A 14,588-nucleotide genomic window follows, 5' to 3' on the forward strand; every position below is an offset into this window, starting at 1 on the left:
TCTGCGATGCTGAGTTTCTCCACCGACGACATTCGTCCGCAGGACCGCTTCGACCACTGGTGCGAAGTGCGCGGCAAGAGCCTGTTCGGCGTCACCATCGAACTGGAACGTGAAAAACGCGCCAGGTTCGAGGGCCGCTTTTCCGCGACCCCGATCGGAGGCGCCGTGCTGGCGGAGATGACGGCTTCGTCCTATCGCGTCAGCCGCACACCCGCCGATATCGCACGCGTCTCGAGCGACAGCCTGAGCATCGGATTGCAGATCCGCGGACCCGGCTGGATGAAGATCAAGGGGGACCGCGTCCATTTGGTGCGCGAAGGCGACGTCACCATCAGCCACGCGAACATGATGTTCGCGGGAACGCCGGAACGGTCGGACGGTTTCCATTTTCGCACATTGAAGATTCCGCTCACGAACGATCTCGCGCTCGGCGCGCGGACCCACGATCTCTTTCCCGAACCGCTCACGAAGGGCGCGCGCCTCACCCGGCTGATTGCCGTAACGCTGAACGCGCTGGAGCAAGACCCGTCCCCGTCGTCCGGCGGGATCGAAGCCATTGCCCGCCTTGCCCTGATCGCGCGGGGCCGCCTTGCGCAAGGCTCGCCCGAGGGCCGCGCCGCGCTGCGTGCCGGATTTCTTCACGCGGCACGCGACATCATGACCCGCGATCTGCATCGCCCGGATCTGTCATCCGCGACGGTCGCTGCCGAACTCGCGGTCTCGCTGCGGCAGGTTCATGTGCTGTTCGAGCCGACGGGATTGTCCTTCGCGCGGACGCTGACAACGATGCGGCTGGAGCAGGCGCTGCGGCTGCTTGAAACCATGCCGGCGCGGCAGGTCGCGGATATCGCCTATGCCTGCGGCTTCGACAGCATCGCGACATTCTACCGGGTTTTCCGCAGCGCCTACGGCATGACCCCGGGCGATGTCCGGGTGATGTCTCTCAACGCGTGAATCCTTGTGGCAGACACGCCACAGGCCTGAAAAGACTCTGCTTTTGAGCATTCGGGCCGAGCGTTTGCGCGCAATGAGAAGACGGTCATGTCCCCCAATGGTAAGCGATGCAGATTGGGGTGGAGCGCACGGACTGCCATGGCAAGATTTGGGATATTATCGCAGTTGCCGTGCCGGCTGCCGCGTGCGGCTTTACTCGTCACCACAGCCCTGACCAGCCTCATTTGCCCGCTGCCGACACATGCGCAGGACGCCACCTGGCTCGCCAATCCGGGCACCGCCGACCTCAACACGGGCAGCAATTGGGACACCGGCAGCGTGCCGACCGGCACGGCGACGTTTGGAACGTCGAACACGACGGCGCTGACCCTCGGCACTGCCGGAAGCTACAGCGGCTGGACCTTCAATGCCGGGGCTTCGGCCTACACATTCGACGTCACCGCCAATCAGACCTTCACCGGCGCCGGCATCGTAATCAATGGCGGTAGCGCCACCATCACCAGCAATATGGCGATGGCCTTCTACAACTCGGCCTCCGCCGGCAGCGCCACCATCACCAACGCCAGTACCAGCGTCATTGAGTTTCTGCACGACACCACGGCCGGCACCGCCACCATCACCAACAACGGCGGCATCACCTTCCACCAGAACGCCACCGCCGACCACGCCACCATCGTCAACAACAACGCCATCTCGTTCTGGGAGACCGCGACAGCCGGGGACGCGGTCATCACCAACAACTCGATCTTGCTCTTCAGGGACAACAGCACCGCCGGCAACGCCGCCATCGCCAACGGCGCCAATGCGATCACCAATTTTGCGTTGACGACGGGCCTCAACGGCGACAACAAGATCAGCGCCGGCTCGATCGCGGGCGGCGGCACCTACGGCCTCGGTGCCAACGAACTGACCGTCGGCTCCAACAACCTCTCGACCGAGGTCAGCGGCGCCATCGCAGGCGCCGGCGGATCGCTGGTCAAGATTGGTACCGGCACGCTGACCCTGTCGGGCGCCAACACCTATACCGGCGGCACCACCATCGACGGCGGCACGCTCGTGATTTCAGGAAGCATTGCATCGGGCACGGTTACCAACACGGCCACTCTGACCTACGCAGGTAGCGCCAGTGCCGGCAGCGCCGCCATCGCCAACAACTTCGGTGGCACGCTGAATTTCGACAACACCAGCACGGCCGGCAGCGCAGCCATTACCAACGACGGCACCCTGAATTTCAACAACACCAGCACCGCCGCCAGCGCATCGATCACCAACAACAATAGTCTGTTCTTCAATGACACCAGCACCGCTGGCAGCGCCACCATCACCAACAACAGCGGCACCCTCCAGACCACCGACACCGGTTCGCTGGGCAACGCGACGATCACCAATAACGCTTACCTATTCCTCCAGAACAGCAGCACGGCCGGCAGCGCGACGATCACCAATAACCAAACGATATATTTCTATTACAGCTCGACGGCTGGAACCGCCACGATCACCAACAATAACGACCTGAATTTCACGACTGATTCCAGCGCCGGCAGCGCACACATCACCAACAACAGCGGCGGCGGCCTGTCTTTCTACCACGCCAGCACGGCGGGCAGCGCCACCATCACCAACAACTACGGCATGGGCTTCTACCAGACCAGCACGGCTGGCAATGCCGCCATCACCAACAACTATACCCTGGGCTTTAACGGCGACAGTTCGGCCGGCAGCGCCACCATCACCAACAGCGGCAACCTGGCATTCGGCAGCACCAGCACGGCGGGCAACGCCACCATCATCAATAACAATAACCTGATCTTCTACGGCACGGCGGGCAGCGCCACCATCACCAACAATATCGGCGGCAATACCTTTTTTAGGGACAGCAGCGATGGCGGCAGCGCGCGGTTTATCAACAATGCCGGCAGCACGTTCGATATCTCCGGTCTGACGGCGTCGGGAACGGCCGCTGGCTCGATCGAAGGGGCTGGCAGCCATCTCCTCGGCGGGAAGACGCTCGCCGTCGGCGGCAACAATCTGTCCACCACCGTCAGCGGCGTCATCGCCGATGGCGGCGCCAACGGCGGTACCGGCGGCGCGCTGATCAAGACCGGTACCGGCACGCTGACCTTGTCGGGCACCAATACCTATACCGGCGGCACGACGATCAGCGGCGGCACATTGGCGGTGAACTCAACGCTGACGGCGACGAGCGGCATCACCGTCAACAATGGCGGCGCGCTCGGCGGCACTGGCACGGTTGGCGCAACCACCGTCAACGCCGGCGGCACACTGGCGCCGGGCAACTCTATCGGTACGCTGTCGGTGCAGGGCAATCTGACCTTCAACGCCGGCGCGACATACAGCGTCGAAGTGTCGCCGACGGCGGCGGATCGCACCAATGTGACGGGCTCCGCGACGCTGACCGGCGCCACCGTGCAGGCGATTGCGCTGCCCGGCAGCTTCCGCGCCCAGACCTACACCATCCTCAATGCGACCGGAGGATTCGGCGGCACGCAGTTCGCCGGCATCACCGGCAGCAGCTTCGCGCCCGGCGCACGCAACCCGCATCTGACCTACGACACGAACAATGTGTTTCTGGTGCTTGATCCCGGCACCATCCAGCTTCCCACCGGCGCGAGCGGCAATCAGGCGAGTGTCGCCGGCGGCATCAACAAGGCAGTCGAGAGCGGCGCAACGCCGCCGGCCGCGTTCGACGCGCTGCTCAACATGAGCGGTGCGCAGCTCACCAACGCGCTCAACCAGGTGTCCGGCCAGCCCGCTACCGGGGCTGCGACCAGCGGCACGCAGATGACGACGTCGTTCCTCACGCTGGTGCTCAATCCGAACGCTGGCGCTACAGGCGGCGCCACGTTCGGCGGCGCGCGCAGCTTTGCCTCGGAGCCGGCCGTGTCGCCGGACGCGGCGGCGGCCTATGCCGCCGTCACGCCAAAGGACAAGAGACTGGTCGCGTTCGCCGAGCCGCGCTGGTCGGTCTGGGGCCAGGTCTATGGCGGTTACAACAAGACCAACGGCGACACCGCCGACTCCACCGCGCGCACCTGGGGACTAGCAACGGGCTTCGACTACCGCGCCGCGCCGGATCTCACGTTCGGTTTCGCGCTCGCCGGCGGCAGCACGAACTGGGGCCTGTCACAGGGACTCGGCGGCGGCAAGAGCGACGTGCTTCAACTCGGCGTCTATGGCCGCAAGGAGTTCGGCCCGGCCTATCTCTCGGCCGCCTTGTCCTATGCCTGGCACAACATGAGCACCGACCGCACGGTGACGGTCTCGGGCGCCGACAAGCTCACCGCGAATTTCGACGCGCACAGCTTCGGCAGCCGCATCGAGGCCGGCTATCGCTTTGCGACGCCGTGGCTCGGCGTCACGCCTTATGCTGCCTTGCAGGTGCAAACTTTCCGCACGCCGTCCTATAGCGAGAGCGCGACATCAGGCTCGAATGCTTTCGCGCTGGCCTATGACGCGCGCTCGACCACGGCGACCCGCACCGAGCTCGGCGCCTGGTTCGACAACACCATCGCGCTCGATCGCGGCAACACGCTCGCGCTGCGCAGCCGCGCCGCCTGGGCGTATAATCATTCCAGCGATGAAGCGATGGACGCGGTGTTCCAGACGCTGCCCGGGTCGAACTTCACCGTGAACGGCGCGCAGGCCGCTCCGAACGCGCTGCTGACATCGCTCGGCGCCGATTTGCGGCTCGCCAACAACTGGTCGATCGGCGCCAGGTTCGATGGCGAGTTTGCGAGCGGTTCACAGACCTACGCCGGGACCGGCACGGTGAGATACGCATGGTAGCGTCCGGCACGCTCGGCATGATCGCCGACTTGCCTCACGGCCTTGTCACCGCATCCGTCACGGCGTTGCTCATGCCGCAGCAAACCACGGCCTATGTCTCGCGCCTCGGCGTCAGCCAGACGTTTTGAGATCGCACGGCCGCAGGCCGTGTAGCTTTAAAAATTTTCGTTCGTGCGCTGAGTGAGAAGACGGCTTGCGTCCCGCCTGATACAGCACGCCGGCCGGCGAGCGCATCGGCGAGACGTCACGTTTCATGACGTAAGAATGCTACCGCACGCATATTCCGCGCTTCCATTTCATCACCAGAAAATTTCTCGCGCTGCACGCTGTGGCCGCCGTGCCACAAGCCGGAAAAGATTCGGATTTTAAGCATCCGAACAAGGCGCGTGCGCGCAGTGAGAAGACGCCCCCAAACCGATCTGCCACACGTTCCAGCGTGAAGGCCTCCGCCGCCCGGCCGGCGACGGAGCATGGAGTAATGGGTGGGGCATGGGGTACGTTGAGAGGGTAGCGGCGATCAGGCGCGCCGCATTCGCCCTGTTGGCTGGCGGCATTCTTGCCGTATCGGCAGCCTCAAACGCATGGGCGTCCGCGGGCTGCGACGCCGTCAACAACGGTGAGCTCGACGTCTCCGCGTCCACCTCGACGGCGATGGCCTCGCGTAGCATCACCGGCAAGCGTTTCAGCCCCAGCGACGTGCTGACCATAACGTCCCGCACCAATGACGGCTCTCTGAACCTGGTCTACCTGGTGTTCACGGATGGCAGCCAGGGGAGCGCGCAGCGAACCAGCCCTGCGAACTTCTCCACCTTCACGCTGACGGCAGCGGGCAACGAGTCCTCCATCATCGCCTACATCTACAATAATGGCGCGGGCGGCGCATCGAACTGGATCACCGTCACCTGCACGCCGGGACCGGCCAATGCCAGCCTGACGGAAATCCAGAGCAGCGGAAGTCCGAGCTTTGCCGGGCAATCGGTGACCTTCACGGCCACCATGACCGGCACCGCGTCCAACGGTACCCCAAACGGCACCGTGACCTTCGACTTCGGCGATGGAACAGCGGCAACGCCCGTCACGCTCAGCGGCGGCACCGCGTCCACCAGCCATACCTACGCGACCGCCGGCAATAAGACCGTGACTGCGAACTATGGCGGCGACAGCACCAACTATGTCGCCAGTTCGGCAAGTCTCACGCAAACCGTCAACAAGGCAGCCAGTTCGCCAGGTCTCAACATATCGCCGTCGCCCGGCACCGCAGGTCAGTCATCGACATTTTCGGTCACGGTCGCGGGCGTCGCAAACGTGGCGGCACCGACCGGCACAGTGACGCTCAATTTCGGTGACGGCTCACCCCCGGCTGTCCTCACGCTCAGTGGCGGCACAGCCAGCACCACGCACACCTATGCGAATGCGACGAACTTCACCACGGTCCTGACCTACAACGGTGACACGAACTACACCAACGCGACGATCAGCAGCCAATTCACCGCCGGACAGGCGACATCAGGCACCACACTCGGTTCATCGGCCAATCCGAGCCCGTTCGGCCTGCCGGTGACCTTCACTGCGACGGTCACCGGCACGAACCCCACAGGGACAGTGCAATTCTTTGACGGCGCGACGCTGATTGGCTCCGGAATCCTATCGGCGGGCGCCGCTACCTTCTCGACATCGGCCCTGTCTGCGGGACCGCATTCCATCATCGCGTTCTATGATGGCGACACCAACAATAACGATTCGACATCTTCGGTCCTCACGCAGACCATCAGCCTGTCCTCCACCACGACAACACTGGCGTCGTCACAAAACCCAAGCGATGTCGGCAAGCCGGTGACATTCACCGCGACCGTCACAAGCGGCGCCGGTGCGCCGACCGGCGGCACCGTAACCTTCATGGACGGTGCGACAACGCTCGGCAGCGCCAGCGTCTCTGCAGGTGTCGCAACGCTCACGACTTCGTCGCTTGCGCTAGGCAGCCACTCCATCACAGCAACATTCAGCGGAAGCCCCGGCTTCACCGGCGGCACATCGACGCCTCTGATCCAGTCGGTGAACATTCCCGCGGACAGCTTGAAGCTGCGCGCGCTGCAAGCCATGGCCACACCGGTGGTGAGCCAGTTTTCCGGTCAGGCGATCTCGGGCGCGATCGACAACGCCATCACCGAAGGCTTCAGCGACGGCGGCGGATCGCCGGTCACCCCGAACAACAGCGGCATCCGTTTCAATTTTTCTGCCGACGGCAGCAGTGACGATCCAAAAGCTTCGTCAAAAGTGAGCTCCGCTGCTCCGTTCGGCACAGCCGCGGATAACTCGCGCGTTAACGACGCCTTCGGCGCCCTCGCCTATGCCGGGCCGCTCAAGGCCCCAAAGCGTTACGTCGAACCGCGCGACTGGCTCGGCTGGGCGGAAGTGCGCGGCGCGACGCTCGATCGATGGAACAGCGGCGGCACGGGTGCGCCCTCGACGCTCCATGGCAACCAGATCAATGCGCTCGCCGGTCTTACGCGCAAGCTTGCGCCGAACTTCCTGATCGGTGCATTCGGTGGCTACGAGACGTTCGACTATCGTTCGGACCAGTTGCAGGGCCGCATGAAGGGCGACGGCTGGACCGTCGGCAGCTATCTCGGCTGGAAGATCACGCAAACCATCCGCTTCGACGCTGCGGTCGGATACTCCGGCCTCGGCTATGACGGGACCGCGGGCACAGCCTCCGGCTCATTCACCGGCAATCGCTGGCTGGTGTCGGGCGGATTGACCGGCAAGTATGAAACCTGCGGCCTGATGATTGAGCCGTCGGCGCGGATCTACGCGCTGTGGGAGCACGAGAATGCCTACACCGACACGCTCGGCACGGTTCAATCCGCGCGCGACTTCACCACTGGCCGTGCCAGCGGCGGACTGAAGCTCGCCTATCCCGTGATGTGGTCGTCTGTCGCCATCGCGCCGTATATCGGATTATATGGGGACTATTACTTCAACAGCGACAGCGCCGCCATTCCGGCCGGTAGCCTTGCAACAGTGTCAGCCGCCATTCTCGACGGATGGTCGGCGCGTGCCGCGGGCGGTGCGAACCTGAAGTTCACCAACGGCGCGCAGATCTCGGTCGGCGCGGAACGCGGCGGGATCGGCAGCAGCAGCGGCGCGGCTCTGTGGACCTATCGCGCGCGCGCGTCCGTGCCGTTCTGAAGTCGCGGCCATGCACAACTTACCGTCATCGCTTGCCATCGCGCTCCGGCTGACCGGCGCGATCTGGATCTTCGGCATCGTTGCGATGCTGATGCAGGCGGACACACGGATCGTGATCGCCACGTTCGTGATCGGCCTGGTGACGGCGGTCGCCGAATGGATTGTCGTGAGAAAAATTCCGCCGCCGGCTGAGCCGGAGGACGATAGCGAACTTACGCCTGACGCTCGGGCGTCGACACCACAAGTCCGTCAAGTTCGTCGGTCACCTTGATCTGGCACGACAGCCGTGAGTTCGGCCGCACGTCATAACCGAAGTCGAGCATGTCTTCTTCCATCGGCGTCGGCGCTCCGACCTTCTCGCGCCAGGCTTCATCGACATACACATGGCACGTCGCACATGCACATGCGCCGCCGCACTCGGCTTCGATGCCGGGAATCGCGTTGCGGATCGCGCCTTCCATGACGGTGGCGCCTGCCTCGACATCGACGGTGCGTGTGGTGCCCGAATGATCGGTGAAGTTGATCTTGACCATATTTGACGTGCTGCCCGGATAATTCAGATTGAGCAGTCCTATAACGGGTCAATCCGCAGGTTACCAGCACTGCCGGGGGATAAAAGCCGTGCGGAAAAGCCGGTCAGGACCGGTTCAACATCTGGCCGATCGCGGATCTGGCTTCGTCGACCGCGTGCTGAAGCAGCGTGATCGCGTCTGCAACATCGCCATTGCTCTTCATGGCGGCCTCGACGCCGAGGGCGGCTTCCGCGACCCGGAATGCACCGATGGCCCGCGCGGACCCCTTCAGCGTATGCGCCAGCGCGGCGGCATCGGCTGGGATGGTTTTGAGACGAGCGATCAGCTCAGCGCTTTGAGCCGCGAAAAGCGCGAGAACTTCGGCTTCAAGCGCGGGTTCGCCAAGCGTCATGCGTCCGAGATGCTGGACGTCGATGGCGGAGTCTTCTGGAACGAGCGGCGGTGACGGCATCCAGTTCAACCGCTCCAGGTTAAGAGACATGACCCATCCGAAATTGCTGACGGCGCCGGATCGAATCCGGCTGGAAACACCGTCAGGCAATCACACCAATGGTTAACGAAATGTATCGGGTATTTGCCGTGATTTAGCCATGTTTTCGCCGCCTCCCCGCCTAGAAATACCAATGTGCTTTTGAAAACTGTTGATTTCTTAAAGCGTTAACCGTGCCGATGTTAACGATGATTAAAAATCTATTAACCCATCCCATTTCATTCGACCGACCGAGCCAATAGGATGTTTGCGGAAGTGCGGGACAACCGGCGGGACAAATCGGCGACGTCAACTTTCGTCTAGGCCGAACTATCGGGGCAACATTCGAGGCACGCGGCTCGCTGCGGCGGAGCCTTTTTCGGATGCGTAAAAATAAAGGCGTACAAGGCACATGGCAAAGAATCCGAAGGTCAAGGACCCAACCGAAGCCGCCCTTTCGGCGATCCAGGAAGCTCTGAACATCGGCGATCTGCCTCCGTCCGACAACGGCCGGGACAATCTTGCGCGCAATGAACCCTCGCTCGGCGCCGCCGGCCGCGGCTCCGACCTGCGCTCGCCTGTCGCCGACGACCTTGGCGTCCCGGGCTTCGATCGCAGCCCCGCGAACGACGACCGCGAAACCATCGGCGCCATCCTCCAGACCATTCAGAAGGGCCGCCCGCGCCGCAACGCCTACACCGTCGCGACGCTGTTTTCGGGCCTGTGGATCGCTGGCGTCGGCTTCCTCGCTTTTGCGTTCCTGCCCGCGCTTGAATCCGTCGTCGGCCAGGGCAGCGCCGGCATCCTGGCGCTGATCGGCCTTGTCGCCGTTCTCATCGCACCGCTGCTGCTGTTCTATTTCATCGCCAGCATGGCGTGGCGCAGCCAGGAAATGAGCCTGATCGCGCAGTCGATGGCGCAGATGGCCGTCCGCTTCTCCGAACCCGAGCATGTCGCCAACGGCGCGATCGTGACGGTGGGTCAGGCGATCCGCCGCGAAGTCGCGGCGATGGGTGACGGCGTCGAGCGCGCGGTGGCGCGCGCCGGCGAACTCGAAGCGCTGGTTGCCAACGAAGTCTCCTCGCTGGAGCGCGCCTACAGCGACAACGAAGTGCGCATCCGCGCCCTGCTCCAGGACATCGCCGTCCAGCGCGACAACCTGGTCGGCCAGGCCGAACAGGTCCGCAACGCCATTTCCGGCGTGCAGATCGATCTGCGCCAGGACATCGCTCTCATCAGCGATGCCATCGCCTCGCGCGTGGACGAGGTGGCCAGCAGCATCACCGGCGCTCTCGAGGAGCGCAGCGAACACATCACCCGCGCGCTCTCCAGCGCCGGCGACAACATGATCATCGCGCTCGGCGAGCGCGGCGGCGACCTGCTCGACCGCCTTGAGGAAGCCAGCACCCAGACCGCGGCCAGCGTGCTCGACGCCAGCGAAAAGCTGACCGCCAGCCTCAACTTCAAGACCGGCCATGTCCACGAGGAATTCGCGGACCTCGCCGACCGCGTCCACGACGCGTTGAACGAGCGCCTCGACAAGATGACCGGCGAATTCGAGCAGCGCTCGACGTCCATTGTGGACGGCATCGCCGCGCGCTCCGAGGAAATCATCGCCAGCGTTTCGGACCGCACCGAGAAGATCGTCGATTCGATGAAGACCTCGAGCGAATCCCTGCTCTCCGAACTCGATACGCGCGGCGCCACCCTCTCCGAGCAGATCGACGAGGCCGGCAACCGCCTGGCCGACCGCGTCCTGACCAGCGGCGACAAGGCCGGCGAAGCGCTCGACGTCACCATCAATACGCTGGTGGCGAAGGTCGTGAGCCAGACCGAAAGCGCCCACGAGACGCTGAGCAGCCAGATCGGCCTGTTCGACGGCATCGTCAAGGAACACGGCAACGAACTGGCCGAGAAGTTCGCGCGCGACAGCGGCACGCTGGGCGCCCTTATCACCCGCCACATCGCAGAATTCGACCGCACGGTGAAAACCTATGGCGGCGAGATCGTCGAGCGCATGGGCGAGCATACCCAGGGCCTCGCCGACAATCTCAAGGCCTACGTCGACACCTTCGACAGCCGCGTCACCACGCATCGCGACGAGATCCACTCCAAGCTCAATGACAGCCTCACGGGCTTCAAAACCGCGATCGAAGCCCGCGTCGAGAGCCTCGACTCATCCCTGCTCTCCACCGTCAATGCACTCGACGAGACGGTCACGAGCCGCACCAAGGCCCTTGAGGAATCGTTCGACACCCGCGCCGCCGCGTTCGGCGATACGGTCAGCAACCGCGCGGCGTCCTTCACCTCGGTGATGGATACGCGAACCAGCGCCTTCACCGACGCGATCGACAGCCGCGCCGTGGCGTTCACCGAGAAGCTCGGCGAACACACCGCTGAAATCGCCAAGGTGTTCGACACCCGCGCCGCCGAGTTCACCGAAACGATCAGCGACAAGACCTCGGCGTTCAAGGAATCGATCGACTATCGCACCACCGCCTTCACCGACACCATCGACAGCCGCACCACCGCGTTCGCGGATCTTATCGAGGCGCGCACGGCGGCGATCACCGAACGGGTCAACACCGGAGCGGAGGCTTTCGCCACCGTCGTCGACGCACGGACGGCCGCGATCACCGATGCGCTCGATACCCGCACCGCGGCGCTTGCGAATATCGTCGAAACGCGCACCGCGTCCTTCGCGGACACCATCGACACCCGCACAGCGGCCTTTGCCGACACCGTCGATACCCGCACCGCATCGCTGGTGCAGACCTTCGACAGCCGCGCAGCGGCCTTCGCGTCGGTGGTCGAGAACCGCGCCGCCTCGATCGCCGAGGCCATGGAGTCGCGCGGCACGCAGGTGATGAGCCTCTTGACCGGCGGCGTCGACGATATGGCCAGCGCCATGAGCGCGCGCATCAAGGACATTCAGGGCAATCTGGAGTTCAACGTCTCCTCCCTCGCCTCGGACATCAGCGCGCGCGTCGCGCAGTTCGAGAACCTGCTCGATACAAGGGTCGAGGCAGCGGCGAACCGCGTCACCACCAGCGGCCAGCATGCCGCCGAGGCGATCGGCTCGCGTTCGGAGGACATGACGCAGGCGATCAAGGCACGCGTCGAGGAAGCCGAGCGCGCCCTCACCGGCCTGATGTCCAACACCTCAACGACGATCCAGGAAGGCGCCCGCACCGCCCAGCAGTCGCTGATCTCGCTCTCCGGCGACGTCAGCAGCCAGCTCAAGGCCGTGTCCGGCGAAGTCAGCACCGATCTGAAGACCGTGTCGGGCGAAGTGGGCTCGCAGCTCCGTGGCATCACCAGTGATGTCGGCACCCAGCTCAGGGATATTTCCGGCGAGGTCGGCGCGCATCTCCGCGGCATCTCCGGCGACGTCGGCACCAGCCTCAAGGCGGTTTCCGGCGACCTCGAGCGCTCCATCCAGATGGCCGCGCGCGAAGCCGAGAACACCCTCACCGTCGCATCGACCGGCGCGACCGCGCAGATCAAGTCGGCCTCCGCCGAGATCGAGCGCACCATCGCGGTCTCGACCGACCGCTTCGGCTCGACACTGAACGGCAAGGTCGAAGCCATCACCGAGGGCGTCCGCGAACAGACCGAACAGCTCTCGCAACTCGTCGACAGCCGGCGCGGCGCACTGGTCGAAGCCCTCGGCAGCAAGGCCGCGGAAATTTCATCCACCATCGGCAGCGCCGCGGACTCCGCGCTGAAGTCGATCGAAAACCACGGCGGCGCCTTCACCGTCGCGATGATGAACAACTCCTCCGATCTGGCGCGCCAGATCAACACCGCCAGCGAAATCGCGATCGGCGCCGTCAGCAAATCGCTGAAGGACATCGACCAGACCTCGCGCGCGGCGATCGACCAGTCGCGTCAGGTGGCAACCTCGACCATCAACGAGTTGCAGGAGACCAGCAAGATCCTGCGCACCGACACGCTTGCGCTGTTCGAGCGGCTGCGTGAAGGCAACATCCTGCTCCAGGAAGTCCTCACCGGCGCCCACGACAACCTCAACTCGCTGGAGCGCACGCTGGTCACGCGGGTCGCGGAGTTCGTCTCGACGATGAACGACGTCACCAGCCGCAACGGCGAATCGACCAACGCGCTGGAGCAGCAGCTCGGAACCTTCACCGCCAAGACGTCGGGCGCGCTGGAGAATCTCAACGCCCTGTCGGCGCAGTTCGAGAACCACGGCCGCGCCTTGGCTGAGGCTGCGACCCTGGTCGAGCGGAGCAACGAGCGCGCCGGCGATTCCGTCGCCGAACGCAACGCCCTGCTGGAATCGCTGGTCTCGACCATCGACCTGCGGACACACGATCTCGACGAGCGTCTCTCGCGCTTCACCAACCTGCTCGACGACTCGCTCGCCGCCGCCGAGATGCGGGCACGCGACATCGCGCAGATCGTGGCGCAGACCGCGGGCTCCAGTTCGGCCGAAGTCAGCCGCCAGTTCGAAGCGGTCCGCATGGCCGTCGAGGACGAGCGCCGCCAGACCTCCGAAGCCATGGCCGAACTGTACGACCAGGGTACCCGCGAAGCGGAGAACATGTTCCGTCAGGCCGCGGACAAGTTCGCGACCATCGTGCATGGCATGAAGCAGATGGCCTCCGAACTGCACGGCGAACTCGACGCCACCCGCGCCGAACTGCGCCGCGGCGTTCTCGAAGTGCCGCAGGAAGCGGCTGAGAGCACCGCGCAGATGCGCAAGGTGATCGTCGACCAGATCGAAGCGCTGGCCGAGCTGAACCGCATCGTCGCCCGCCACGGCAAGGGCCTCGACGTCGCGCCGGCCACCCGCACAGTCTATCGCGAGGAAGAAACCGTGATGGCGACAGCCGGCGGCCGTGCCGAGACCGCCTCGCGCCCTGCGCCGCGTCAGCGTGACGTTGCCAGCGCATCCAGCCTGCCCGCGCCGGAATTCGGCCCGGCCAGCCCTGCACCGCGCCGCACCGAAGCGCCATCGGTCAGCCCGGTCGGCAATGGCGGCAACAACGACGGCTGGCTGTCCGATCTGCTGAACCGCTCGGACAGCGACGACGGCGCACGCGGCCGCGCCGCGCCGCGCCAGTCCACCAATCCACTCGAGGCGCTGTCGCTCGACATCGCCCGGCTGCTGGACCGCGAACTCGCCGCCGAGATGTGGGATCGCTACCAGCGCGGCGAGCGCAAGGCCTTCTCGAAGCGGCTCTATACGCCGGCGGGCCAGAAGGCATTCGACGAGGTCTCGCGCAAGTATCGCGCCGACCGCAACTTCAAGCAGACGGTGGACCGTTACATCAACGAGTTCGAACGCCTGCTGGATGAAGTCTCGCGCGACGAGCGCGGACCGGCGGCGCTGCGCAGCCACCTCGTGTCGGAAACTGGCCTCGTCTACACCCTGCTCGCCCATGCGGCGGGGCGGCTGGGGTAAGGCTCACGCTCTCACCCGCCTGTTAAAGGCCGGCAACGATCAAAAAGCGGAGGCGCTAGCCTCCGCTTTTTCTTTTAGAAAACATCTGTCTCCAGAATGGTCGGCGCCATTTCTCCACCCGTCATTCCGGAATGCGCCGAAGCCTGACCGGCAGCGCGATTTCCTCCCTCCGTCGTTCCGGGGCGCGCGAAGCGCGAGCCCGGAATCC

At 64.5% G+C, this 14,588-nt stretch carries 8 protein-coding genes; 6 read left to right on the forward strand and 2 right to left on the reverse strand.

Annotated features, from left to right (window positions below):
- Nucleotides 1-6 precede the first annotated feature (6 nt).
- From AC1Q6J_RS07035 to AC1Q6J_RS07055, 5 genes are all read left to right on the forward strand, one after another.
- Nucleotides 7-954 carry a helix-turn-helix transcriptional regulator gene (locus tag AC1Q6J_RS07035; protein ID WP_492278594.1) on the forward strand — a complete coding sequence of 316 codons (948 nt, stop codon included), beginning with the start codon at nt 7-9 and terminating at the stop codon, nt 952-954.
- Nucleotides 955-1,092: 138 nt separating this feature from the next.
- Nucleotides 1,093-4,761, forward strand: coding sequence for an autotransporter domain-containing protein (locus tag AC1Q6J_RS07040; RefSeq protein WP_492278595.1), 3,669 nt, complete (start codon nt 1,093-1,095; stop codon nt 4,759-4,761).
- Nucleotides 4,755-4,889, forward strand: coding sequence for a hypothetical protein (locus AC1Q6J_RS07045; RefSeq protein WP_492278596.1), 135 nt, complete (start codon nt 4,755-4,757; stop codon nt 4,887-4,889). Before AC1Q6J_RS07040 ends, AC1Q6J_RS07045 begins: the two co-directional genes overlap by 7 nt.
- Before the next feature lie 361 nt (nt 4,890-5,250).
- Complete coding sequence (locus AC1Q6J_RS07050; RefSeq protein ID WP_492278597.1) at nt 5,251-7,950, forward strand: Ig-like domain repeat protein; 2,700 nt, start codon at nt 5,251-5,253, stop codon at nt 7,948-7,950.
- A gap of 10 nt (nt 7,951-7,960) precedes the next feature.
- Nucleotides 7,961-8,221 (forward strand): hypothetical protein, encoded by a 261-nt coding sequence (locus tag AC1Q6J_RS07055; protein ID WP_492278598.1) that lies wholly within the window; start codon nt 7,961-7,963, stop codon nt 8,219-8,221.
- On the opposite strand, the gene AC1Q6J_RS07060 is transcribed toward AC1Q6J_RS07055, so the two are convergent.
- Nucleotides 8,163-8,483: a 2Fe-2S iron-sulfur cluster-binding protein gene (locus tag AC1Q6J_RS07060; protein WP_492278599.1), complete on the reverse strand. Its 321-nt coding sequence runs from the start codon at nt 8,481-8,483 to the stop codon at nt 8,163-8,165. The two genes, AC1Q6J_RS07055 and AC1Q6J_RS07060, sit on opposite strands and share 59 nt — an antisense overlap.
- Nucleotides 8,484-8,586: 103 nt before the next feature.
- The gene (locus tag AC1Q6J_RS07065) at nt 8,587-8,964 is read right to left on the reverse strand and encodes an Hpt domain-containing protein (RefSeq protein WP_492278600.1); all 378 of its coding nucleotides are present in this window, start codon (nt 8,962-8,964) and stop codon (nt 8,587-8,589) included.
- A 400-nt stretch (nt 8,965-9,364) separates the two neighbouring features.
- Between AC1Q6J_RS07065 and AC1Q6J_RS07070 the strand changes: the two genes are divergently transcribed.
- The gene (locus AC1Q6J_RS07070; RefSeq protein ID WP_492278601.1) at nt 9,365-14,380 is read left to right on the forward strand and encodes an apolipoprotein A-IV repeat region-like domain-containing protein; all 5,016 of its coding nucleotides are present in this window, start codon (nt 9,365-9,367) and stop codon (nt 14,378-14,380) included.
- The last annotated feature ends 208 nt before the right edge of the window (nt 14,381-14,588 follow it).

Source organism: Afipia sp. MLSD5-FHT05B12 (assembly GCF_058793355.1).